The sequence below is a fragment of the Pseudoalteromonas sp. MMG007 genome, assembly GCF_018100985.1.
Taxonomy (GTDB): Bacteria; Pseudomonadota; Gammaproteobacteria; order Enterobacterales; family Alteromonadaceae; genus Pseudoalteromonas.
Genome location: NZ_JAGJEI010000009.1, coordinates 115,170 through 137,051, shown reverse-complemented (window position 1 = coordinate 137,051; position 21,882 = coordinate 115,170). Strand labels below are relative to the sequence as shown.

At 39.4% G+C, this 21,882-nt stretch carries 19 protein-coding genes; 4 read left to right on the top strand and 15 right to left on the bottom strand.

Annotated elements, in window-relative coordinates:
• Positions 1-36: 36 nt before the first annotated feature.
• The 13 genes from J8L71_RS12265 to J8L71_RS12205 form a co-directional block, all read right to left on the bottom strand.
• Positions 37-522, bottom strand: a complete 486-nt coding sequence (locus tag J8L71_RS12265) for a phosphatidylglycerophosphatase A (RefSeq protein ID WP_211000776.1) — start codon at positions 520-522, stop codon at positions 37-39.
• Positions 519-1,493, bottom strand: coding sequence for a thiamine-phosphate kinase (gene thiL, locus J8L71_RS12260; protein WP_211000775.1), 975 nt, complete (start codon positions 1,491-1,493; stop codon positions 519-521). Before thiL ends, J8L71_RS12265 begins: the two co-directional genes overlap by 4 nt.
• A gap of 96 nt (positions 1,494-1,589) precedes the next feature.
• Entirely contained in the window at positions 1,590-2,000 is a 411-nt protein-coding gene (gene nusB, locus J8L71_RS12255; RefSeq protein WP_211000774.1) for a transcription antitermination factor NusB, read from the bottom strand.
• A gap of 15 nt (positions 2,001-2,015) precedes the next feature.
• Positions 2,016-2,480 (bottom strand): 6,7-dimethyl-8-ribityllumazine synthase, encoded by a 465-nt coding sequence (gene ribE, locus J8L71_RS12250; RefSeq protein ID WP_211000773.1) that lies wholly within the window; start codon positions 2,478-2,480, stop codon positions 2,016-2,018.
• 101 nt (positions 2,481-2,581) lie between these two features.
• Complete coding sequence (gene ribBA / locus J8L71_RS12245; RefSeq protein WP_138682632.1) at positions 2,582-3,694, bottom strand: bifunctional 3,4-dihydroxy-2-butanone-4-phosphate synthase/GTP cyclohydrolase II; 1,113 nt, start codon at positions 3,692-3,694, stop codon at positions 2,582-2,584.
• Positions 3,695-3,723: 29 nt separating this feature from the next.
• On the bottom strand, positions 3,724-4,377 hold the full coding sequence (locus J8L71_RS12240) for a riboflavin synthase (protein WP_211000772.1): 654 nt from the start codon (positions 4,375-4,377) through the stop codon (positions 3,724-3,726).
• A gap of 16 nt (positions 4,378-4,393) precedes the next feature.
• The gene (ribD, locus tag J8L71_RS12235) at positions 4,394-5,530 is read right to left on the bottom strand and encodes a bifunctional diaminohydroxyphosphoribosylaminopyrimidine deaminase/5-amino-6-(5-phosphoribosylamino)uracil reductase RibD (protein WP_211000771.1); all 1,137 of its coding nucleotides are present in this window, start codon (positions 5,528-5,530) and stop codon (positions 4,394-4,396) included.
• A gap of 2 nt (positions 5,531-5,532) precedes the next feature.
• The gene (gene nrdR / locus J8L71_RS12230) at positions 5,533-5,982 is read right to left on the bottom strand and encodes a transcriptional regulator NrdR (RefSeq protein ID WP_002961761.1); all 450 of its coding nucleotides are present in this window, start codon (positions 5,980-5,982) and stop codon (positions 5,533-5,535) included.
• Positions 5,983-6,086: 104 nt separating this feature from the next.
• Positions 6,087-7,343, bottom strand: coding sequence for a serine hydroxymethyltransferase (glyA, locus tag J8L71_RS12225; RefSeq protein WP_024031685.1), 1,257 nt, complete (start codon positions 7,341-7,343; stop codon positions 6,087-6,089).
• Positions 7,344-7,612: 269 nt separating this feature from the next.
• Entirely contained in the window at positions 7,613-8,896 is a 1,284-nt protein-coding gene (gene thrC / locus J8L71_RS12220) for a threonine synthase (protein ID WP_211000770.1), read from the bottom strand.
• Between the two features lie 11 nt (positions 8,897-8,907).
• The gene (gene thrB, locus J8L71_RS12215) at positions 8,908-9,843 is read right to left on the bottom strand and encodes a homoserine kinase (RefSeq protein WP_211000769.1); all 936 of its coding nucleotides are present in this window, start codon (positions 9,841-9,843) and stop codon (positions 8,908-8,910) included.
• 9 nt (positions 9,844-9,852) lie between these two features.
• Entirely contained in the window at positions 9,853-12,270 is a 2,418-nt protein-coding gene (gene thrA, locus J8L71_RS12210) for a bifunctional aspartate kinase/homoserine dehydrogenase I (RefSeq protein WP_211000768.1), read from the bottom strand.
• A 229-nt stretch (positions 12,271-12,499) separates the two neighbouring features.
• On the bottom strand, positions 12,500-12,868 hold the full coding sequence (locus J8L71_RS12205) for a response regulator (protein WP_211000767.1): 369 nt from the start codon (positions 12,866-12,868) through the stop codon (positions 12,500-12,502).
• A 534-nt stretch (positions 12,869-13,402) separates the two neighbouring features.
• Here J8L71_RS12205 and J8L71_RS12200 point away from each other — a divergent pair.
• A complete protein-coding gene (locus J8L71_RS12200; RefSeq protein ID WP_211000766.1) occupies positions 13,403-15,169 on the top strand; it encodes an ATP-binding protein in 1,767 nt (588 codons plus the stop codon).
• 107 nt (positions 15,170-15,276) lie between these two features.
• The gene (gene rdgC / locus J8L71_RS12195) at positions 15,277-16,194 is read left to right on the top strand and encodes a recombination-associated protein RdgC (RefSeq protein ID WP_211000765.1); all 918 of its coding nucleotides are present in this window, start codon (positions 15,277-15,279) and stop codon (positions 16,192-16,194) included.
• A gap of 58 nt (positions 16,195-16,252) precedes the next feature.
• Here rdgC and J8L71_RS12190 read toward each other — a convergent pair whose 3' ends face one another.
• Complete coding sequence (locus J8L71_RS12190; RefSeq protein ID WP_211000764.1) at positions 16,253-17,092, bottom strand: HDOD domain-containing protein; 840 nt, start codon at positions 17,090-17,092, stop codon at positions 16,253-16,255.
• Positions 17,093-17,388: 296 nt separating this feature from the next.
• Between J8L71_RS12190 and J8L71_RS12185 the strand changes: the two genes are divergently transcribed.
• Complete coding sequence (locus J8L71_RS12185; protein WP_211000763.1) at positions 17,389-19,089, top strand: Zn-dependent hydrolase; 1,701 nt, start codon at positions 17,389-17,391, stop codon at positions 19,087-19,089.
• Between the two features lie 41 nt (positions 19,090-19,130).
• On the opposite strand, the gene J8L71_RS12180 is transcribed toward J8L71_RS12185, so the two are convergent.
• Complete coding sequence (locus J8L71_RS12180; RefSeq protein ID WP_211000762.1) at positions 19,131-19,535, bottom strand: HIT family protein; 405 nt, start codon at positions 19,533-19,535, stop codon at positions 19,131-19,133.
• Between the two features lie 111 nt (positions 19,536-19,646).
• On the opposite strand from J8L71_RS12180, the gene J8L71_RS12175 reads away from it, so the two are divergent.
• Entirely contained in the window at positions 19,647-21,872 is a 2,226-nt protein-coding gene (locus tag J8L71_RS12175) for a S9 family peptidase (RefSeq protein WP_211000761.1), read from the top strand.
• The last annotated feature ends 10 nt before the right edge of the window (positions 21,873-21,882 follow it).

The window sequence follows — 21,882 nt, the reverse complement described above, 5'->3', positions numbered from 1 at the left end:
TTGCTGCCACCTAGTTAAACAAATTGAGGATAAAAATTAAAAGGGTAGTAAACCTGCTTTTATTAATGCTTGCAAACATACAAGCGAAAATATACCCGCTAATATATCATCAGCCATAATACCAACACCACCATGAACGCGTTTGTCTAGCATACGGATTGGCCCGGGTTTGGCTATATCAAAAAAACGAAACAATAAAAAGCCAACTAATAGAGTTTGCCAGCTTAATGCAGCTCCAATCATCGTAATGTAATAGCCTGCCACTTCATCCCATACAATTGCCGGGTGATCGTGTACACCTAAATCATCAGCGGTTTTTCCACAGGCCCAAACACCAAATACACTTATCACAACTGCAAACACAATTTGAAGCCACAATGGGTAATACATGGTCATAAAAATAAATGGTAAAGCAGCAAAGGTACCAAAAGTACCTGGTGCAACTGGCGCAAGACCAGTACCAAAACCCAAGCCAAATAATTGATGTGGGCGTTTTAGATTAAATTTGGTTTTAGAAGTCAAACCGGCTCCTTGGTAAAGTGCTCAAAGCCTTGTTGTTCAAAATCAAACTTTTCGCCGTCGTGTAAAAGTTCTATTTGGCCATCGCCACTTTTAATTTGCCCGATGCATGTCGCATCTACACCATATTGGCGTAGCTTTATTTCTAGCATACTTTTATTACTGTCGGGTACTGTAAACAAGAGTTCGTAATCATCACCGTAATTAAGAATAAACGGTAATTGATCTTTAAATTCAAGGCTCGCCTGCATTGCATCTGACCTTGGAATACTCTCGACATTAACGGACGCATTAACTTGAGACATATCAAGAATATGGCTTAAGTCGGCTAACAACCCATCTGACACATCAATCGCTGATGAGGCAAGACCACGCAATACTTGCCCAGCAGCAACGCGAGGAGTTGGAAAATCAAAGCGTTTATTCAAGTACTTTAAATGCTCTGGCTCAATACTTATGCCTTGCTTGCGAGATTCAATTGCAAGCCCCGCATCACCTAATGGACCAGTAACATAAATCCAATCGCCTACGTTTGCGCCGCTACGTCGAAGTGCTGTGCCTTCGGGTACCGTGCCTTTTGCACAAATAGTAATAGTAAGCGGTCCTTGTGTAGTATCGCCCCCTATAATTTGTACGTTAAAGTACTCAGCTATTTCGTGCATGCCTTCTGTAAATTCTTCAATCCACTGTTGGTCAATGCTTGGTAACGTTAACCCAACTGACACCCATGTAGGCTCAGCGCCCATAGCCGCTAAATCACTTAAATTTACAGCAAGTGCTCTGTGACCTAATGCGCGAGGGGAAATATCATCAAAAAAGTGTACACCAGCAACAAGGGTGTCGGTTGTAACGGCTAGTTGGCAGTTTTGTGGCACAGTTACTAAAGCGCAATCGTCGCCAATACCAAGATTTACGTCACGACGGGTGATACCGCGACCTTTAAAGTAGCGGTTTATTAATTCAAATTCCTTCATACACAAAAAAGCCGACCTATGCCGGCTCTCCTTTTTAACGTGTACTAACGTTCAAAGCACTACTCATTATAATAGCGCGCTTTAAATACGTTAGTATTACTTGCGTAAATGCTTAACAGCTTTATCAAGTACACCGTTTACAAATTTATGGCTATCTTCTGCGCCAAATATTTTCGCAAGTTCAATGCCTTCATTGATTGCTACTTTGTAAGGTACATCTTCACGGAATTTAAGCTCATACGCGCTTAAACGTAAAATTGCACGCTCAACCATATCTAAATCATCAAACGGACGTGTTAAATGTGGAGATACAGCTTCGTCTAATTGCTTGTAGTTAACAGCAACGCCGGTAGCTAAATCTTTAAAGTATTCAACATCAATTTTAGTCACGTCGTTTTCGATCAACATTTGTTGTTCGATATCGGCAATTAAATTGCCACTTAATTGCCAAGAATAAACGGCCTGAAGTGCTAAGATACGTGCTTTACGTCTTGCTGCTGGTTTCACAAAAATTCCTTAAACTTAAATTTTATCTAACACATTAACCATTTCAAGCGCGCCTAATGCCGCTTCGCCGCCTTTGTTACCCATTTTGGTACCAGCGCGTTCAATTGCTTGTTCAATGCTTTCTGTAGTTAATACGCCAAATGCAACCGGGATATCATACTCAAGCGATACGTTTGCAAGGCCTTTGTTTGATTCGCCAGCAACGAGGTCAAAGTGTGGTGTACCACCTCTGATCACTACGCCCAATGCGATGATTGCATCATACTCTTTTTTTGCTGCAATGCGCTTTGCCGCTAAAGGTAGTTCAACTGCACCAGGTACATAAACAACTGTAATGTCGTCATCAGATACGCCGCCGGTACGTTTTAGCTCATCAACAGCACCTTCAAGTAGGCTGCTACCAATAAAGTCGTTAAAACGTGATATAACGATAGCGAATTTTTTGCCTGGAGCGTACTTATTACCTTCAATAATTTTCATTTGATAACCCTAAAAATATGTTCAAGCGGTTGCGATTGCGCAAAAATTGCTGCGCATCATACCATAAAAATAAGAAAATAGACTAGTTTAAAGCAAACCGCTTATTGCGGCTCAACGTAATCAACCACTTCTAAATGAAAGCCCGAAAGTGCATGATACTTTTTAGGGCGGCTCATTAGGCGCATTTGTTTAATACCTAGGTCAGCCAGTATCTGCGAGCCAACACCAACAGTACGCGATGTACCTTTAAATTTACGAGGTGTTACATTTTCACCGGCATCAGCTGCGGCAAATGCTTTTACTGTTGCCTCAAGCTCTTCAGTGCTTTCTTGCTTACCTAAAATAACCAAAGCACCGTCATTTTTAGCTATGTAAGCCATCGCGTCAGAAAGACCCCAACTACGATCCGCACTTCTATCAGAGAGTAAAATATCGTTAAAGGTACTTTGTAAATGCACGCGAACAAGCGTTGGTTCTTGCTCTTTAATTTCGCCTTTTAACAATACGTAATGTAATTGTCCGTCAATGGTGTCTTTGTATGTTACTAAATCAAACTCACCGTGCTCAGTTGGCAGTTTACATTTAGCAACTTGCTCAATGGTGGTTTCGTTTAAGTTACGGTATTCAATTAAATCAGCAATGGTGCCAATTTTAATACCATGCTCTTTAGCAAATATTTCTAAATCGGGACGGCGAGCCATAGTCCCATCGGCATTGAGTATTTCAACAATAACTGATGATGCTTCAAGCCCAGCTAAACGTGCTAAATCACAGCCTGCTTCGGTATGGCCTGCACGCGTTAAAACACCACCCGGCTGTGCCATAATTGGAAAAATATGACCTGGCTGTACGATATCGCTTGGTACAGCACCCTTTGCAATAGCCGCTTGCACTGTACGCGCTCTATCTGCTGCAGATATACCTGTTGTAACACCTTTAGATGCTTCAATCGACATAGTAAAGTTAGTAGAAAACGCTGCGCCATTGTTTTTAACCATTAATGGTAAATCAAGTTGCTCGCAACGCTCTTGCGTCATGGTTAAACAAATTAAACCCCGGCCATGAGTAGCCATAAAGTTAATTGCTTCTGCACTAATATGCTCAGCAGCTATTATTAAATCGCCTTCGTTTTCTCTGTCTTCATCGTCCATTAAAATAACCATTTTACCGGCTTTAATGTCGTCGATGATTTCTTGTGCGCTGTGTAAATTCATAAATTTGCTCGTGTAAGTTATCAGTGTCGTTATTTAATAAAACCAGCTTTGGCCAGTAAACTCATTGAAATATCTGAGCCTGTAGGTTGCTCCGCGCCTTTAATTAGGCGCTCTAAATAACGTGCAATTTGGTCGACTTCTAAATTAACCTGTGTACCTACTTTAAAATCAGCAATGGTCGTTTGCTCGCTAGTATGCGGTACTATTGTTAGTTTAAACTTATTACTTTCAACAGCGTTTACTGTCAGGCTTATGCCATCAATACATACAGACCCTTTATAAGGAATGTATTTCATTAAAGCTTCATCGGTGCTCAACCAGTATTCTGTTGCGCGGGCATTAGGCGTAATAGCAGTAATTGTTGCTATGCCATCTACGTGTCCTGACACTAAATGACCCCCTAAGCGAGATACTGGCTGCATCGCTTTTTCAAGATTTACTGTTTGCCCTAAAGCATAATTAGCAAAGCCTGTAAGACTAATTGTTTCGTTAGATAAATCAGCGCTAAAACCATCTATGTGTTTATCAACAACAGTTAAACATACACCATTGGTTGCAATGCTATCGCCAAGCTTTACATCTTTCATATCAAGATCAGCACTTTGGATGCGAATAGCTAAGTCGCCTTGTTTTTTTTGTAGTAAGGCAATTTTGCCTGTGGCTTCAATTATTCCAGTAAACATAGTGCTACTCTTTTTATTAAGTGGTTTTAATGAGTTTTTTTACTGCAGTTATACGTAAGTCGTCGCCAATACGTACACACTCATTAAATGTTAAATCAACTGTATTTTGCATACTCGTCAACTCAGGAAAATTCACTAAACTTTTTGCATCATTGCCCATTAATTTTGGTGCTAAATAAAATACAAATTCATCAACTAAATTAAGTTCAGACATTTTACCAGCAAGTGTAGCACCTGCTTCTAGCCATACATTATTAATCTGTAATTGAGCTAACTGCTGTAAAACCTCAGTTAAATTAACCTTTGCGTTAATCTCACTTACTTCTATATGCCTTACAAAATGCGGCCACTGCTTTGATTTATCAACCTTGGTGGTAAAAATTATTACGTCATTTTCAATACTAAATAAGGCAAGTTCAGGTGTTAACCTATTTTGCGAATCAATTATAACACGCACAGGTTGACGAAGCGGTAAATCTGTAGGTAAAGATTGTGGTAATTCGTTTTGACGTACATTAAGTTTTGCATCATCAACCATTACCGTATCGGCACCGGTTAAAATCGCGCAGCTTTGTGCTCGCTGTAATTGTACGTCTTGGCGAGCGGCTGGGCCTGTGATCCACTTACTTTGACCATTTTTTAGCGCAGTTTTGCCATCAACACTTGCGGCCATTTTACATGTTACATACGGTAAGCCTTGCTCCATCCGCTTAAAAAAACCTAAATTAAGTGCGCGCGCTTGCTGCTCTAGTAAACCATATGCTACTTCAACACCGGCATCGCTGAGTATTTTAAGACCTTTGCCAGCAACTTGCGGGTTGGTATCAACCATTGCAGCTATAACTTTTACTACACCTGCAGCTTTTAACCCTTCAGCGCACGGGGGAGTGCGTCCGTAATGGCTGCACGGTTCAAGCGTGACATAAGCAGTGGCACCTTTTGCGTTCTCACCAGCCACTGCAAGCGCATTAACCTCAGCGTGTCCCTGCCCTGCAAGCTGATGAAAACCTTCACCAATTATTTGGTTATTTTTAACTAACACACACCCCACATTAGGATTTGGTGTTGTTGTAAACCGACCTTTTTTGGCAAGTTCTATGGCGCGCGCCATGTACATTTCGTCTTGCTCGGTGAACGTTATTTGGCTTTGCATTATTACTCCCCTAAACGAGCAATTTCTTCACCAAACTCGCGTATATCTTCAAACGAACGATACACAGAAGCAAATCTTACATACGCTACTTTATCAAGCTTTTTAAGCGCTTCCATAATGCACTCCCCCACCAAGTGGCTTGAGATTTCGCGCTCACCGGTTGCCCGCAATTGAGATTTAATAATATTAACCACTTCATCTACTTGCTCTGTACTTACGGGGCGCTTCTCAAGGGCACGATTGAGGCCATTTAGTAGCTTATCTTCATTAAATGGTTCTCGGCTGCCATCTTGCTTAATAACTCGAGGCATAACGAGCTCTGCCCCTTCAAATGTAGTAAAGCGCTCGTGGCAATCGTTGCACTCACGACGACGGCGAACTTGGTGGCCTCCACCGACTAGGCGAGAATCAATAACTTTAGTATCTTTTGCGGTACAAAATGGGCAATGCATAACTCGGTACTTCCGTTTTAAAACAAAAAAGGCCGCTATATAGCGGCCTTTTATCTTAGCAAAAAACTAAGTGGTTGTGATCTAAATTACTGCTGCTTATGCAATTAAGCGTATACAGGTAATTTTGCACAAATTGCTTTTACTTTTTCTTTAACTTGCGCTTGTACAGACTCATCGTTAATGTTGTCTAATACATCACAAATCCAGCCAGCAAGTTCTTTAGACTCAGCTTCTTTAAAGCCACGACGAGTAATTGCAGGTGAGCCAATACGCAAACCAGAAGTAACAAACGGTGAGCGAGGATCGTTTGGTACAGAGTTTTTGTTAACAGTAATGTTTGCATTACCAAGCGCTGCATCGGCATCTTTACCAGTGATATCTTTATCGATTAAATCAAGCAAGAATAAGTGGTTTTCTGTTTTGTCAGATACGATTTTGTAACCGCGTTCTTGCATTACAGCAACCATAGCTTGTGCATTTTTAACTACTTGAGCTTGGTATGTTTTAAACTCTGGTTGTAATGCTTCTTTAAATGCCACTGCTTTTGCAGCAATAATGTGACATAAAGGACCACCTTGGCCACCTGGGAATACAGCGCTATTAAGCTTTTTGTAAATTGCTTCGTCGCCACATGCAGAAATAATTAAACCGCCACGTGGGCCTGCAAGTGTTTTGTGTGTTGTCGTTGTTACAACGTGTGCATGAGGTACTGGGCTTGGGTAAACACCCGCCGCAATTAAGCCTGCCACGTGAGCCATATCAACAAATAAGTAAGCGCCTACTTTATCTGCAATTTCACGGAATTTAGCCCAATCTACAATACCTGAGTACGCAGAAAAACCACCAATAATCATTTTTGGTTTGTGCTCAAGAGCCAGCGCTTCAACTTGTGCGTAGTCAATTTCACCTGTTGCTTCATCTAGTCCGTATTGGATTGCATTGTAAAGCTTACCAGAGAAGCTTACATGAGAGCCGTGCGTTAAGTGACCACCATGAGCTAAGCTCATACCAAGGACTGTATCGCCAGCTTCTAATAATGCTAAGAAAACAGCTGCATTTGCTTGAGAACCAGCATGTGGCTGTACGTTTGCATAATCAGAACCAAATAATTCATTAGCACGGTCAATTGCTAGTTGTTCAACAACATCAACGTGCTCACAACCGCCATAGTAACGTTTGCCTGGGTAACCTTCAGCGTATTTGTTTGTAAGCTGTGAACCCTGTGCTTCTAGTACACGTGGGCTACAGTAGTTTTCTGAAGCGATTAATTCAATGTGCTCTTCTTGGCGAGCAGTTTCTTTGTTTATCGCGTCAAATAACTCTGGATCAAAATCCGAAATATTCATGCTACGTTCTAACATTGGGGTCTCCTAGGGCAACGTGTATGGTGTTTTTTAGAGGCTTTATTGTACGCTTTAAACGACTCTTTGCCTACGCTCTTAAGTTGAGGATATTTAAACAAGGATTGAAACTATTTCACAGGGTTTTTAAGATGATATTTTTTTATAAATACATTAATAAATTAAATGGCTTTTATTTTTCACATTTAATTAGTTAATGATAGCAACGCTATTAACCATATTTAAAAACAAAAAAAGCGGCCTCAGCCGCTTTAATATAGGTCATCAAGTTAACCTAACTTAGCAAGTATTTCTGTACGTAACGTGTCGTAATCTGCATTAATATCGCTTGCTAAGCAAGGTTTAGCAAGTGCATCACTAAGCGGCTTTGGCATATCAAGTTCGATATTTAAAATCTCTTCTACGCTTTCTTTAAATTTAGCAGGATGAGCAGTTGCTAAAAATATCCCCGCAGCACCAGGCGCTCTATTTTCAACAAGACCTTGATAAGCAATCGCTGTATGCGGCTCTGCAATGTAGCCTGTTTGTTGAATATTTTTCATCACTGTTTGCGTATCTTGCTCATTTACGCTGCTTGAATAAAAGTTATCGTAGCTAAACCAGTTATTATCTAACATTGTTTGCACGCGCGGCCAGTTGTTAGGCTTACTTACGTCCATCGCATTTGAAAGCGATTCAAGCGTTGCATTTGGCGCCCAATTTTTATCAAGCATAAAACGTGGAACTGTGTCGTTCTGATTAGTGGTGGCGCTTAACTTACCTACTGGCAAACCAATTACTGCACCAATCATAGCGGCACATACATTCCCAAAGTTACCACTAGGGACTGAAATATGCGCTGTTGCACGCTTTTCTTTAGGTAATTGAGCAATGGCTTCAAAGTAATAACACACTTGTGCTACTAATCGACTAATGTTGATTGAGTTAGCTGAATTAAGGCCAAGTGTTGATTTAACTTCATCATCTAAAAATGATTTTTTAACGAGTTCTTGGCAGTCATCAAAGCTACCTTCTACCGCGTAACAGTGAATATTGTTACCAAGCGTTGTAAAAAGCTTTTGCTGAGCAAGTGAAATTTTACCTTTAGGGTATAAAATTACTACATCTATATTTGGCTTATTATAGAAAGCATGCGCTACAGCAGCGCCTGTATCCCCTGATGTTGCAGTCAAAATGGTAACTTTTTCACCTTGATTAAACTGCGCTAAACACTCAGCCATGAAGCGTCCGCCAAAGTCTTTAAACGCAAGCGTAGGACCATGAAACAACTCTAAGCAGTATGTATTTTCTTCAACTTCTACCAGCTTAACCGGAAAGTTAAATGCATTTTTAACCATTTGAGCAACTGTATCACTTGGTAGCTCATCACCAATCAGGTGCGATAAAATTTTGCCACTACGAGTAACAAAGTCCATATCAAGTAAGGCGTCTACGTCAGCTATTGGAGCGAGAGATTCAGGAAAAAACACTCCTTGATTACGTCCTAAACCTGTTTTTACCGCTTCAACAAACGACACTTTTTGAGAACCATCTTTTAAATTATGTAATTGCATAACTGCCTATCCTATAAAACGTTTAATTGACGCGTGCCGTCGTTATCTAATTTACAAATGTGGCAGAATCCCTGCTCATTTATATAATTTTGCGCTAGCCACTGCGCGCATTTCTCAGCTGCTTCTAATGTTTTACACACTGTAAATAACGTAGGGCCTGCACCTGAAATACTCACAATTTCAGCACCTAGCGCTGGCAAACTTGCTTTAGCTTCGCTGAACCCTGTTATTAGTGGCGCACGATATGGCTCAGCTATATCGTCTTGCATAATGCTAAGTGCATCATCAAAACGATGCGTTAATAACAAACTACTAAAAGCAGATAAACGCTGTGCAAACTCAACGCCTGCATGCATGCTTAGCTCTTTTGGTAAGACAGAGCGCGCTTTTGCGGTATTAAGCGAAAAGCCAGGAAACGCTGCAACGTAGTACCAGTTTTCATCAACGGGTAACGCAATTGATTTATCAGGGATTAAATCGCCTGTAAGCTGCAGCCCACCTAAATAACATGGCGTAATGTTATCGTAATGACGACCGCCACTTACTATTGCTTCAAAATCAGCCATTAGCTCAATGAGCTCAACTTGGCTTAAATTAGTGTGTGCAAATTTATCTAATGCGGCAAACGTTGCTACTACCGAACACGCGCTAGAGCCTAGCCCTGAGCCGATGGGTAGGTTCTTTTTAAGCTCTAATTTTACGCTTGGCATATCTGGCGCTACATGCGCTCTAAAATGTACTAAACACTGATACGCTAGGTTTTCGTTAGGATCACTTGGTAACTTATGCGCATATTCGCCAGAGCAAACAAACTCGTCACTTGGTGCAGCACTTACAACAGCTACATCACCTAATAAGCTGCCATCAATTGGCGCAAGGGCTGCGCCTAACGCATCAAAGCCTACTGCAAAGTTACCTATCGATGCCGGAGCATATACTTCAATCATAATAAACTCCTAGCGAGATAACGTTTTTAAGATATCTGCAAATACGCCTGCGGCTGTTACCTCAGAGCCTGCGCCGTATCCACGAATCACAAACGGGCGTGGTTGGTAATATTGACTTAAAATTGCTAAGGCGTTTTCACCATCACGAATTACATTTAATGCATGCGATGAATCAACCGCTTCGATACCCACTTTACAGTTGCCTTCCTTAATTGTGCCTACATAACGAAGCACTTTTCCTTCTGCGGCAGCACTTTGAATACGGTCATTAAACGGCGCATCTAAAGTTGGTAGTTTTGCCATAAATTCGTCAACACTGTCACCCTGTGCGAACCCTTGTGGCAATACCGATTCAACTTCTATATCGCTAAGCTCTAGTTTCATGCCTGCTTCGCGAGCTATGATCAATAATTTACGAGCTACATCGGTACCTGATAAATCATCGCGAGGATCTGGCTCTGTAAATCCACTTTCTTTAGCTTTAATTGTGGCTTCTGACAGTGATAAACCATCTTGCAGGGCACCAAACATGTATGAAAGCGAGCCCGATAAAATACCACTAAACTCAAGTAGCTCATCACCTGCACCAAATAACGATTGTAAATTATCGATTACTGGTAGACCTGCACCCACGTTAGTCTCGTATAAAAATTTACGGTTATTTTTTTGTGTTGCTGCAACTAAATCTTGGTAGTACGTGTACGAGCTAGTTGTTGCTTTTTTATTAGCCGCAACTACATGGAAGCCCGCATTTAAAAAGTCGACGTATTGTGCAGCAAGTGCATCAGACGACGTACAATCAACTAAAACAGGATTAACTAAATGGTTTTGTTTAACAAATTGCTCTACTAAATTTAAATCAAACGCTTGTTCAGATGCTGCTAGCTTTTGCTGCCAATCAGCAAACGCTATGCCTTCACTATCTAAATGTAATTGACGAGAATTAGCTACACCATAAAGGTTTAACTTAATATTACGCTTTTCAAGCCAGGCTTGTTGGCGCTCTAACTGAGAAATAAGCTCTTGCCCTACTAGGCCGCAACCTAATAAAAACACATCAATTGAAGGTACATGCGTGAAGAAGTTCTCATGACATATTTTCACTGCATCGTTGCATAGCTCACCATCAATAACCGCTGAAATAGCACTCTCGGTAGAATCTTGTGCAATGGCAACAATGTTTACCTGCGCTTGTGAAAGCGAGGCAAAAAACTTAGCAGCTAAGCCACGGTGTGCACGCATGTTATCGCCCACAAGCGTAACTATAGCTAAGTTACGCTGTACCTGTACTGGCTCAATAAGCCCTGCTTGTAACTCAAGTTCAAATGCTGTTTGTAGCGCATCAAGTGCCAACGCTAAATCAGTTTCGTGAACACAAAAGCTAATGCTAAATTCACATGAAGATTGCGTAATTAAAACAATTGATACGTTGTCGTGAGCAAGTGCGTTAAACACTTTAGATGCCATACCCACTTTACCTTTCATACCAGGGCCTGACACGGTAAGCATTGCTAAATCTTGTAAACTTGAAAGCGCTTTTACTGGCTCGTCAGATTTATAGTCGTTACCAATTAGTGAGCCTTGAGCGTCTGGGTTATGCGTATTTTTGATTTCACACGGTACACCCGCTTTAGCGCAAGGCAAAATAGTTTTAGGGTGAAGTACTTTGGCACCAAAATAAGAAAGCTCCATCGCTTCTTTATAAGATAAGAAATCTACTTTAGTCGCTTTTTTAATATAGCGAGGATCAGCGCTGTAAACACCATCAACGTCTGTCCAAATTTGGCATATTTCAGCCTCTAAACAGGCAGCTGCAATTGCTGCAGAATAATCAGAACCATTTCGGCCAAGCGTAGTCAGTTCGCCTTTATCATTACTTGCAGTAAAACCAGGCATAATATAAATGGTGGCTGGGTTTTCTTTAAGTACAGCTTGAAAACGCGCCTTGCTTGTTACTAAATCTGCTTCGGCATCAATGTAGCCACCTGTTGAGGCTATACAGCTTGTTGCTTCTAAATATTTAGCATCGTGCGAGCTTAATAAACTTTGCATAAGCGACACGCTCACACGTTCACCAAAACTAATGACAAATGCACGAACCTGATCTGGGCAACACTTAATAAGTGCTACACCGTCTAACTTATTTTTTAACTCATCTAAGTTAGGCCAATTAGAAACTACCGCACCTGTTTTCTCTACATCGGTTTTTAAACCCTCGCATCGACTAACAAGCGCCTGCCACTGCTGTGAAAAATCTAAACCTTGCTCTGCTGCTGCAGCTAGCGCTACAAGAGAATCGGTCATGCCGCCAGGTGCAGATAGTACCAATAACATTTCATCTTTTAATTGTGCTTTAGCTAACTGAGCTACCTGATTTAAGCATGCAAAGTCGGCAAGCGAAGAGCCGCCAAATTTTAAAACGCGCATTGTTTATGTTCCTCATCCCATAAAACTAAAAAAGGCCTGTGTTCTAAGTGAACACAGGCCTTTAAATTTGTTGCACCGACCTATGCCACTATCCAGTAAGAATGGTGGTTGTAATAATAATGGTCAGTACACGTTTAATTGTTTTCATAAGCTTAAGACTGCCTTAACAGAGGCGATGCTGTCAACCCTAATTAAAAAGATAAAACAGCCTTTTTTAATATAAAATATCTTAATGAATGCCAAATTTATGCAATATTTCTTTTAATTTAGATTTATTAATGGGTTTTTCAATAAAGTCGATCGCACCTAGCTGTGCAACTCTCACTTTCATTTTCTGTTGAATATCTGCTGAAATAACCAATACAAAGCACTCTATTTTTTTTGCTTTTATCGCTTCGAGTACCTGTACTCCGTCCACTTCAGGCATTGTTAAATCTAAACAAATCAAGTCAAAATGATGCTCCTGCAAAAGAGCCAAAGCCTGTACACCATTTACAGCTTGTTGAATATCAGCGCTTAGGCACTCATCCAAGCAGCGAACAACTTGCCTACGGGCAACTGTCGAATCATCACAAACCAGTATTGAAAATTTCATCATATTTAGTACTACACAGCCTATTTAAAGTGATTAAAACCTGCCTTCTTTTGCAACAATTACAGCCTATCACTGTTCCTAATGACTCAACACATTAATAATTTAATATAGTGGTAATTATCGAATAAACCTGTTTTCATCAATTAACCGTGCTTAAGAAGTTTTAGTGTTCAAATCAAAATAAATTACTAAAAATGCTTAGTTTAATTAACTTGATACTTCACAGGGTCTTTGTATCTTTTACGTTTAAATTTGAAATAATAAGCTTGATGCCAAAACAAGGCGTGAAAGCTTTACTAGGCTTGCTTATTATTACATTGGTTTAAGTAATGGTATAAGCTATAAAGCGACCTAGGAGTTATTACCCTTCTGATAATCTACAAACCATGCACAATGATTATTGTGTCTTAAAAATCAGCATGCCTAAAGTTACCTTACTAAATTTTAACTTTTTTATTTATTTTTAGACATTTATTGACTAACTTTTAAATTACTCTCAAAACGTTATAAAAATAACAAAGGATGAACACGTCACTCATGTTACAAAAAAGCCTTTCTAAGAAGTTGCTGACTAATGTTTTATCAGTCTATTTTTTGCTTACCTTTGTGGTGACTTGTGGCCAAGTACTTGCTGAATACGTCAATACCAAAGACTATATTCGCGACGAACTCAGTACATTACAAAAAACCTTCAGCCGTAGCTTAACTCGAGCCATTTGGGAGCTAAATAATAAGCAAACAATTACAACGGCAGAAGGCTTACTTGCTATTCCAATGATCGAAGGAATTATCGTACGTGACGACAGTGGTGAAATTATTTCACAGCTTGGCCGCTCTCTCGATATACATAAACTATACAACCAACAATTAGTTCAAGAAGAGGTTATTTTAGAAGATACCAAATCAGGGTTATTTGGTTATACCTTCCCACTTATTTTTGAATTTTCAGGACGTGCTACACAAGTTGGCGACGTTACATTGTTCTCCAGTCGAGAAGTTGTTTTTAGCCGTATTATGGTATCAATCTATTTTTTGATTGGTAATGCGATGATCAAAACTACATTTTTGATCATTTTATTTTTAATGGCGTTTAGAAAATTATTAACAGACCCTTTAGCTGAACTCACTGAGCAATTAGAAAACATAGAGCTTGATGAATTAGAAGGTCAACACATAGAAATAGAGACAGAAGAGCATAACGAACTTAAAGTTATGGAGCACTCATTTAACAACCTCATAGATAAAGTGGTGCAGTACAGAAAAGAGCTTGAACATACTCAAAAAGAGCTCATTATTAGCAATGAAAAGCTCGATCAGCACAATATACAATTAGAGCAAGACGTAGCACGTAAAACATCGAACTTAAGCCAAGCAATGATGGATTTACAACAGCAAAAATATGAGCTCGAAAAGCAAAAAATAGTACTCACCGAAGAAATAGATCTGCGCCGAAGCACTGAGCAAGAGTTAATCGATAAACAAAACGAATCACAACGTTATATTGATGAATTGAGCCTAGCTCAAGAGCGCTTAGTAGGCACTGAAAAAATGGCTGCCTTAGGTGGCTTAGTTGCTGGTATTACACATGATATAAATACACCTATTGGTATTGGCGTTACCGCTATATCATTTTTACAAGAGCGATTAAATAAGCTAGAGAATGCGTATACCGAAAAGAAACTCTCACCAAAAGCGCTAGAAGAGTTTATTAATGAGGCTAAACAAAGTACGAGTTTACTCACTACAAACCTTGATAGAGCGTCTGAGCTAATTGCCAGCTTTAAACAAATTGCGGTTGACCAAGCCAGTGAAGCAATGAGAACAATTAACTTTAAAGACTATGTCAATGAAGTAATTCGCTCTTTGCACCCTAAACTTAAAAAAACGTCCCATACCATTAATTTACAATGCCCTGATGACTTAGTACTCAACTTACCCGCAGGTGCTATAAGCCAAATTTTTACTAATCTCATCATGAATTCACTTATTCATGGCTTTGAAGGTAAACAAAATGGCACTATGGATATAAAAATATCAAGTGATGAAACTAACTTAACCATCGATTACAAAGATGATGGTAATGGCGTTACAAGTGAGCAATTAACTAAATTATTTGACCCATTTTTTACGACTAAGCGCGACCAAGGCGGCAGTGGTTTGGGCACCCATATAATGTTTAATTTAGTAAAACAAACGTTAAGTGGCTCTATTGATGCCACTAGCGAACCTGGTAAAGGACTTCGCTATTACATTCAATTTCCTAAAAACATGGCAAAGCCAATGCCTATTTTTAATCAAGAGTAACTTTTTGGATTAAATTTAGACATATTTATCAGTAACAAATCAGCCATTTCGAGATGCTGTTTTTATTGCTATGATTGTACAAATTTTTCAAATGGATCAACTCCCCTATGTGGTTTAGTAACCTTATTTGTTACCGCTTTAAGCAAGACGTTTCGTATACTCAAGAAGATTTTGATAAAGCATTAGAACAAGACTTATTTCGACCATGTACAGGCCAAGAGCTTGCTACATTTGGTTGGACAAAAGCGTTTGGAAAGCACGGTGAAACATTATCGCATTTTTCTCAAAAAAGTATTTTAGTGTGTGCAAAAAGAGAAGAAAAAGTATTACCTGCGTCAGTTATAAACGAACTAGTTGCTGAGAAAATTGATCAAATAGAAGCAGAAGAAAACCGTCCTGTTAAAAAGAAAGAAAAAGATGAATTAAAAGAAAACATCCTTCATACACTGCTTCCGCAAGCATTCAAAAAATCGAGTCTACAATTTGCATTTATTGACCAGGAAAATGGTTGGGTTGTAGTAAATAGTGGCAGCTTTAACAAAGCTGAAGAATTGCTCGCTCTACTTCGTAAATCATTAGGAACTTTACCGGTAGTCCCTGCATTTGCCAATTACGATCTTGATGTGTTTTTAACAGACTGGCTAACTAACTTTAGTACTCCAGAAGGTTTTGCAATAGGCTCAGACGCTGAACTTGAAGAAGCTGATGATAGCGGCGCACAAGTAAAACTTAAAGGTCATGACTTGGCCTGTGATGAAGTTAAATCGCACCTAGAAAGCGGTAAGCGTGTTACTAAACTTGCACTCGATTGGCAAGAACGCCTGAAGTTTATGCTACAAAACGATGGCTCTATTAAACGTTTAAGCTACTCAGAAACTTTAAAAGAAGAAAACGCTGACATACCTAAAGAAGATATGGCCGTTAAGCTTGATGCCGACTTTATATTAGCATCAGAAGAAATTAAGCAATTGCTTGAAGAGTTAACTGCCGGTTTAGGTGATGCAGACGATTTACATAAAGCATAACTAAAATGTAAAAAGCACGATAAAATCGTGCTTTTTTATTACCAATAATAAAGTATGTTTAACTAAACATATCTTTTACATCAGCTAGCATTTCGTTGTACTCGTCGCTAGAGAACAGCTGCATTGATGGTATAACACCCTTATCTATATAAGTTTGTAATGCTGCCGATTTATCAGAAACCTGTAATGTCCCTTCTAAAATAGCGCCGACACGAATAAAATCAACATAACTCACTTGAGCCGGTTTATAAGTCGGATCGGCCCAGCTTTGTGCAACATCAACAAACTCCTTAGGAAACTCCCAGGCAGTCATAATTGACGAGCCAATTTCACCACTCAACTTTTGAATAGCATGAGCTAAAAAGCTTGGATTAGCAAAAACTTCTGGGTGGCGCTCTGCTTCAGTTAAAATAGGTAACACGCCAATATTATATACAAGTGCGGCGAGTGTAATCGAATCGCGATTTAACGACGTGTGCTTTTGATTTTGTAAGTAAAATTCCATTAGTGAAATAGAGTGACTTGCAACCGTTAATGTTTTTTGCCACGCTTTACCCATGTAACCTTTAATTAGTTCATTGTTTGATACAAACAGTTGCTCCATTGCCATTGCTGTTGCAATATTTTTAATTTGGCGCAGACCAATACGTGTCACTGCTTGCTGCAAATTAGATACTTTAACTGCACGCCCCATAATTGCACTGTTGGCTACTTTTATCATACGGGCAGAAAGCGCGGGGTCTTGAGCAATAACATCCGACATTTGCATCAAGTTTACATCAGGGTTATCCGCCGCTTGGCGAACCTTAATTGCAACTTCAGGAAGCGTTGGCAGTACGAGTGTATCGTTATTTATTCTATCAACTAGAATCGTTAATAAAGCATTTTCTGTAGACATATAGCTTGCCATCCTTTTGTGTTTAGCCTGCAAGCAACTGCAAATTCAGACCATTAATTTTTGTATTAGTAATATAAATTAGTATTGTCTAACTTACCGATAAAGTTAAGGAAATTATAGAGTTTTATTTTAATTAGTGACGCTTTAGCGCATGTGCCTGCCTTACAACGCCAAATACTTGCTATTTACCTTTTAGTTTTGCTTTAATGCAATCACAATAAGGAAGCGTTTGTATACTTTTAGCCTTTAAGCATAGCTATACAAGTTTTTAAACTTACTTTTTAATAGGCAAAATAATGATATTAAATAAAATTAGCCAAGCAATTTTGCTCTCTGGTGTTGTTTTTCTTAGTGCATGTTCAGAACAAGCACCGTCTTCTACCGACAACACAGCCGTAGATCTAGCCCAAGAAAGTGGCGCTCAATCCGGACCTAAGCTTATCAATACAGATGAGCAACGTTTAGATATTTATACAGATTTTAGCCTAGAGGCTGACCTTTCGCATTTAAATGATAACCAAAAAGCGATGGTTTCTAAGCTTATTGATGCTTCTAAAATTATGGATGAATTATTTTGGAAACAATCGTTTGGTGAAAATAAAGATGCGTTTTTAGCAAAACTAAGCGATGAAAAAGTACGAAAATTTGCCGATATAAATTACGGCCCATGGGATCGCTTAAACGGCGATGAAGCATTTTTATCAGGCTATAAAGAAAAAGCCCTTGGTGCTCAATTTTACCCAGCAGACATAACTAAAGAAGAGTTAAATAAAGCTGATGTAGAAGATAAAAAAGGCCTTTACTCAGTAATTAAACGTGACGAGCAAGGTAAACTATACAGCGTACCTTACTCTAAAGAATACGCTAATGAACTTGCAGAAGCTGCAAAACTATTACGTGAAGCGAGTAAACTTGCTGACGATAAAGAATTTGCTAATTACTTAAACCTACGCGCTGACGCATTGCAAAAAGACGACTTCCAGGTGTCTGACTTTGCGTGGATGGATATGAAAAATAACCCTGTAGATGTGGTTATTGGCCCAATAGAAACTTACGAAGATCAACTGTTTGGCTACCGCGCAGCTTATGAGTCTTACGTATTAATTAAAGATTTAAAATGGAGCGAGCGCCTGGCTAAGTTTGCAGCCTTTTTACCTGAGCTCCAAAAAGACTTACCAGTAGATGCTAAATACAAGCAAGAAGTCCCAGGTTCAGACGCCGATTTAAATGCTTACGATGTTGTTTACTACGCAGGCCACTCTAACGCAGGTAGTAAAACTATCGCTATTAACTTACCAAACGATGAGCAGGTTCAGCTTGAAAAAGGCACTCGCCGCCTGCAGCTTAAGAACGCAATGCGCGCTAAGTTTGATAAAATTTTAGTGCCAATTTCTGAGCAGCTAATTGTGCCAGAGCAACGTAAGCATATTACCTTTAACGCATTTTTTGCCAATACTATGTTTCATGAAGTAGCACATGGTTTAGGTATTAAAAACACGCTTACAGGTAAAGGGACGGTTCGCCAATCATTGCAAGAACACGCAAGTGCGCTTGAAGAAGGTAAAGCCGATATTTTAGGTTTATACATGGTTGAGCAGTTACTCAAAAAAGGCGAAATTACCGAAGGTACACTAGAGGATTACTACACTACGTTTATGGCAGGTATTTTCCGCTCTGTACGTTTTGGTGCATCAAGCGCTCATGGTAAAGCCAATATGATCCGCTTTAACTTCTTTGCACAAGAAGGCGCATTTTCTAAAAATGACGAGGGTTTATACCGCGTAAATATGGAAAAAATGGGCGTAGCAATGGCTAAATTATCTCGCCTAATTTTAACTTTACAAGGTGATGGTGATTACGAAAAAGTAGATCAACTAATCGCAACACATGGCGATATTAAAGAAGAGCTTGCTAAAGACTTAGAAAAACTAAGTAAAGCTAATATCCCTGTAGATGTAACCTTTAAACAAGGTAAAGAAGTGCTAGGGCTTAAATAAGTTTAGTTAAACTTAGTTAAACCCTAAAAAAGCGTTGCGGCTTAAAACTGCAGCGCTTTTTTTAGCTCTACAATTTGTGGCTCTGTATAAGGCACTGCGGGGTGTTTACCCCAAATTGGCGCAGGCCAAGCAGAATCACTCGTAAAACGTGCAATATGATGAATATGTAATTGCGGCACCATGTTACCTAACGCCGCTATGTTTAATTTATCTGGTTTAAATACATCCATTAATAATTTACTTAGCCTGGCTGACTCTTTTAAATAAACAATTTGATCCTCCTCAGATAAATCAATTATCTCTCTTAAGTTTGCCTGCCTTGGCACTAATACAAACCACGGATACTGGCTATCGTTTAATAAAAGCACTTTACACAGTGGCCAGTCGGCAAGTTCTATGCAGTCGCGCTTAAGCTCAGGGGCTAGTTTAAATTCAGTATGAGTCATTGCTATGTCCTACTTTGTCTTTGATAATCGCCACTTTATAGCATTTAGTTGCAGTTGCACACGCTTGGCTTTACCATCAAAGCAATATTTATAATAAGCTAAGGCAACCTTGTGCTAAAAAAAATAAAACACCTCTCACTAGCTATACCGTTAATGGTTGGCGCTATTAGTGTTCAAGCAAAACCTTTATCATTAGAGCGTATTTTTGACGATCCGAGTCTCTCTGGTAAATCGCCGGTACAACTTAAATTCTCACCCGACGGCAGCCGCGTAACTTACTTACAAGGTAAAAACGATGACTACAACCGTTATGATTTGTGGGAATACAACTTAAAAGACAACACTAATCGTGTACTTGTTGATTCTGCTAAATTATTTTCAGGCCCAGAAAACCTTTCAGATGAAGAAAAAGCACGCCGCGAACGCCAACGTATTTTTGGTAAAGGTATTTTAGAATATAAATGGTCTAAAGACGGCAAAGCACTTTTATTCCCACTCAACGGCGACCTTTATTATTACGATTTGGCCTCAGCTAAAAGTAAAAAACTAACCGACACTGAAGCATTTGAAACTGATGCGCGTTTTTCACCTAAAGGTAATTATGTATCGTTTATTCGTGAGCAAAACCTTTACGCGTTAGAGCTTGATTCTGGTAAAGAGATTCAGCTTAGTAAAGATGGTGGCGGCGTTATTAAAAACGGCATGGCCGAATTTGTTGCTCAAGAAGAAATGAGCCGTATGACAGGTTACTGGTGGTCAGGGGATGAAACTAAAATTGCCTATACCCGCGTTGACGAAACTCCTGTAAAAGAAGCTATCCGTAACGAAATTTACGCTGACGAAGTTAAGTTATTTAATCAGCGCTACCCGTTTACAGGTACCGACAACGTTAAAATTCAGCTAGGTGTAGTTAAACTTAACGACCAAAAAGTCGATTGGATTGATTTAGGTAAAGATGAAGATATTTACATTGCCCGCGCTAAATGGCTAAAAGACGGCAATACACTGTCATACCAATGGCAAAATCGCTCGCAACATAAATTAGAACTGCGTTTTTATAACAGCAACACTAAAACACAAAAAGTAGCGCTTACCGAAAACAGCGAAACGTGGATAAACCTACATTTTGACCTTGAGTTTTTAAAAGACAAAAAGCATTTTGTATGGGCATCTGAGCGTGATGGCTTTAAACATTTATACTTGTACCGCACTAACGGTCAACTTGTTCGCCAAATTACTTCTGGCGATTGGGCTGTTGACAGTTTAAAAGGTATTGATGAGAAAAAAGGCATTGTCTACTTTGCAGGACGCAAAGATACCCCGCTTGAAAGCCATTTATACAGCGCGCCTTTATTTAAAAAAGGCGATGCAAAGCGAATTACCGAAAAAGGTAAATACCACAGCGTGGTAATGGCAAAAGATAGCAAAACCTTTATTGATAATAGCTCATCTGATAATACGCCAAATTCAGCTGCTCTTCGCAAAATAAATGGTGAGTTTATTACATGGCTTGAAGAAAATAAGCTAGATAGCAGTCACCCGCTTACTCCTTACTTAAGTGATTTAACAACACCAGAATACGGTACAATTAAAGCACAAGATGGCCAAGTAATGCATTACCGTTTATTTAAGCCAAGTAATGTAAGTGATGGCAAAAAGCACCCTGTTATTGTTAACGTTTACGGCGGCCCGCACGCACAACGAGTAACAAATAGCTGGCGCAGTAAAAATCTGTACTTTCAATACATGGCGCAACAAGGCTACGTTATTTTTCAACTTGATAACCGAGGTTCTTACAATCGTGGTAAAAAGTTTGAAGATGCTATTTATAAACATTTAGGTGTGGTTGAGGTTGCCGACCAAATTAAAGGCGTAGAGTTTTTACGTACACTTGATTACGTAGACCCAGAGCGCATTGGTGTTTATGGCCACAGCTACGGCGGCTATATGGCACTTATGACTATGTTTAAAGCGGGCGATTACTTTCAAGCCGGCGTATCAGGTGCTCCAGTAACCGATTGGGCTCTATACGATACACATTACACAGAGCGTTATTTAGGCCACCCTGATACAAATGCTAAAGGCTATGAAGATAGTGCTGTATTTCCATATGCAGATGGCTTAAAAGGTCCATTAATGATTTACCATGGAATGGCTGATGACAACGTATTGTTTACGCATTCCACAAAATTGTTTAAACAACTTCAAGATAACGAAAAACAGTTTGAAATGATGACTTACCCAGGCTCTAAACACAGCCTACGCGGTAAACAAGTGCAAACACACTTACATCAAACTATTACTAACTTCTTTAATCGTCATTTTGATGTTAAATAATTAAAACTTT

Bases quoted from the DNA above. Each gene is read 5' to 3' on its own strand.
- thiL (WP_211000775.1), bottom strand. From the start codon at position 1,493: ATGAAGGAATTTGAATTAATAAACCGCTACTTTAAAGGTCGCGGTATC.
- ribE (WP_211000773.1), bottom strand. From the start codon at position 2,480: ATGAAAATTATTGAAGGTAATAAGTACGCTCCAGGCAAAAAATTCGCT.
- ribBA (WP_138682632.1), bottom strand. From the start codon at position 3,694: ATGAATTTACACAGCGCACAAGAAATCATCGACGACATTAAAGCCGGT.
- J8L71_RS12240 (WP_211000772.1), bottom strand. From the start codon at position 4,377: ATGTTTACTGGAATAATTGAAGCCACAGGCAAAATTGCCTTACTACAA.
- ribD (WP_211000771.1), bottom strand. From the start codon at position 5,530: ATGCAAAGCCAAATAACGTTCACCGAGCAAGACGAAATGTACATGGCG.
- nrdR (WP_002961761.1), bottom strand. From the start codon at position 5,982: ATGCATTGCCCATTTTGTACCGCAAAAGATACTAAAGTTATTGATTCT.
- glyA (WP_024031685.1), bottom strand. From the start codon at position 7,343: ATGTTAGAACGTAGCATGAATATTTCGGATTTTGATCCAGAGTTATTT.
- thrC (WP_211000770.1), bottom strand. From the start codon at position 8,896: ATGCAATTACATAATTTAAAAGATGGTTCTCAAAAAGTGTCGTTTGTT.
- thrB (WP_211000769.1), bottom strand. From the start codon at position 9,843: ATGATTGAAGTATATGCTCCGGCATCGATAGGTAACTTTGCAGTAGGC.
- thrA (WP_211000768.1), bottom strand. From the start codon at position 12,270: ATGCGCGTTTTAAAATTTGGCGGCTCTTCGCTTGCCGACTTTGCATGC.
- J8L71_RS12205 (WP_211000767.1), bottom strand. From the start codon at position 12,868: ATGATGAAATTTTCAATACTGGTTTGTGATGATTCGACAGTTGCCCGT.
- J8L71_RS12200 (WP_211000766.1), top strand. From the start codon at position 13,403: ATGTTACAAAAAAGCCTTTCTAAGAAGTTGCTGACTAATGTTTTATCA.
- rdgC (WP_211000765.1), top strand. From the start codon at position 15,277: ATGTGGTTTAGTAACCTTATTTGTTACCGCTTTAAGCAAGACGTTTCG.
- J8L71_RS12190 (WP_211000764.1), bottom strand. From the start codon at position 17,092: ATGTCTACAGAAAATGCTTTATTAACGATTCTAGTTGATAGAATAAAT.
- J8L71_RS12185 (WP_211000763.1), top strand. From the start codon at position 17,389: ATGATATTAAATAAAATTAGCCAAGCAATTTTGCTCTCTGGTGTTGTT.
- J8L71_RS12180 (WP_211000762.1), bottom strand. From the start codon at position 19,535: ATGACTCATACTGAATTTAAACTAGCCCCTGAGCTTAAGCGCGACTGC.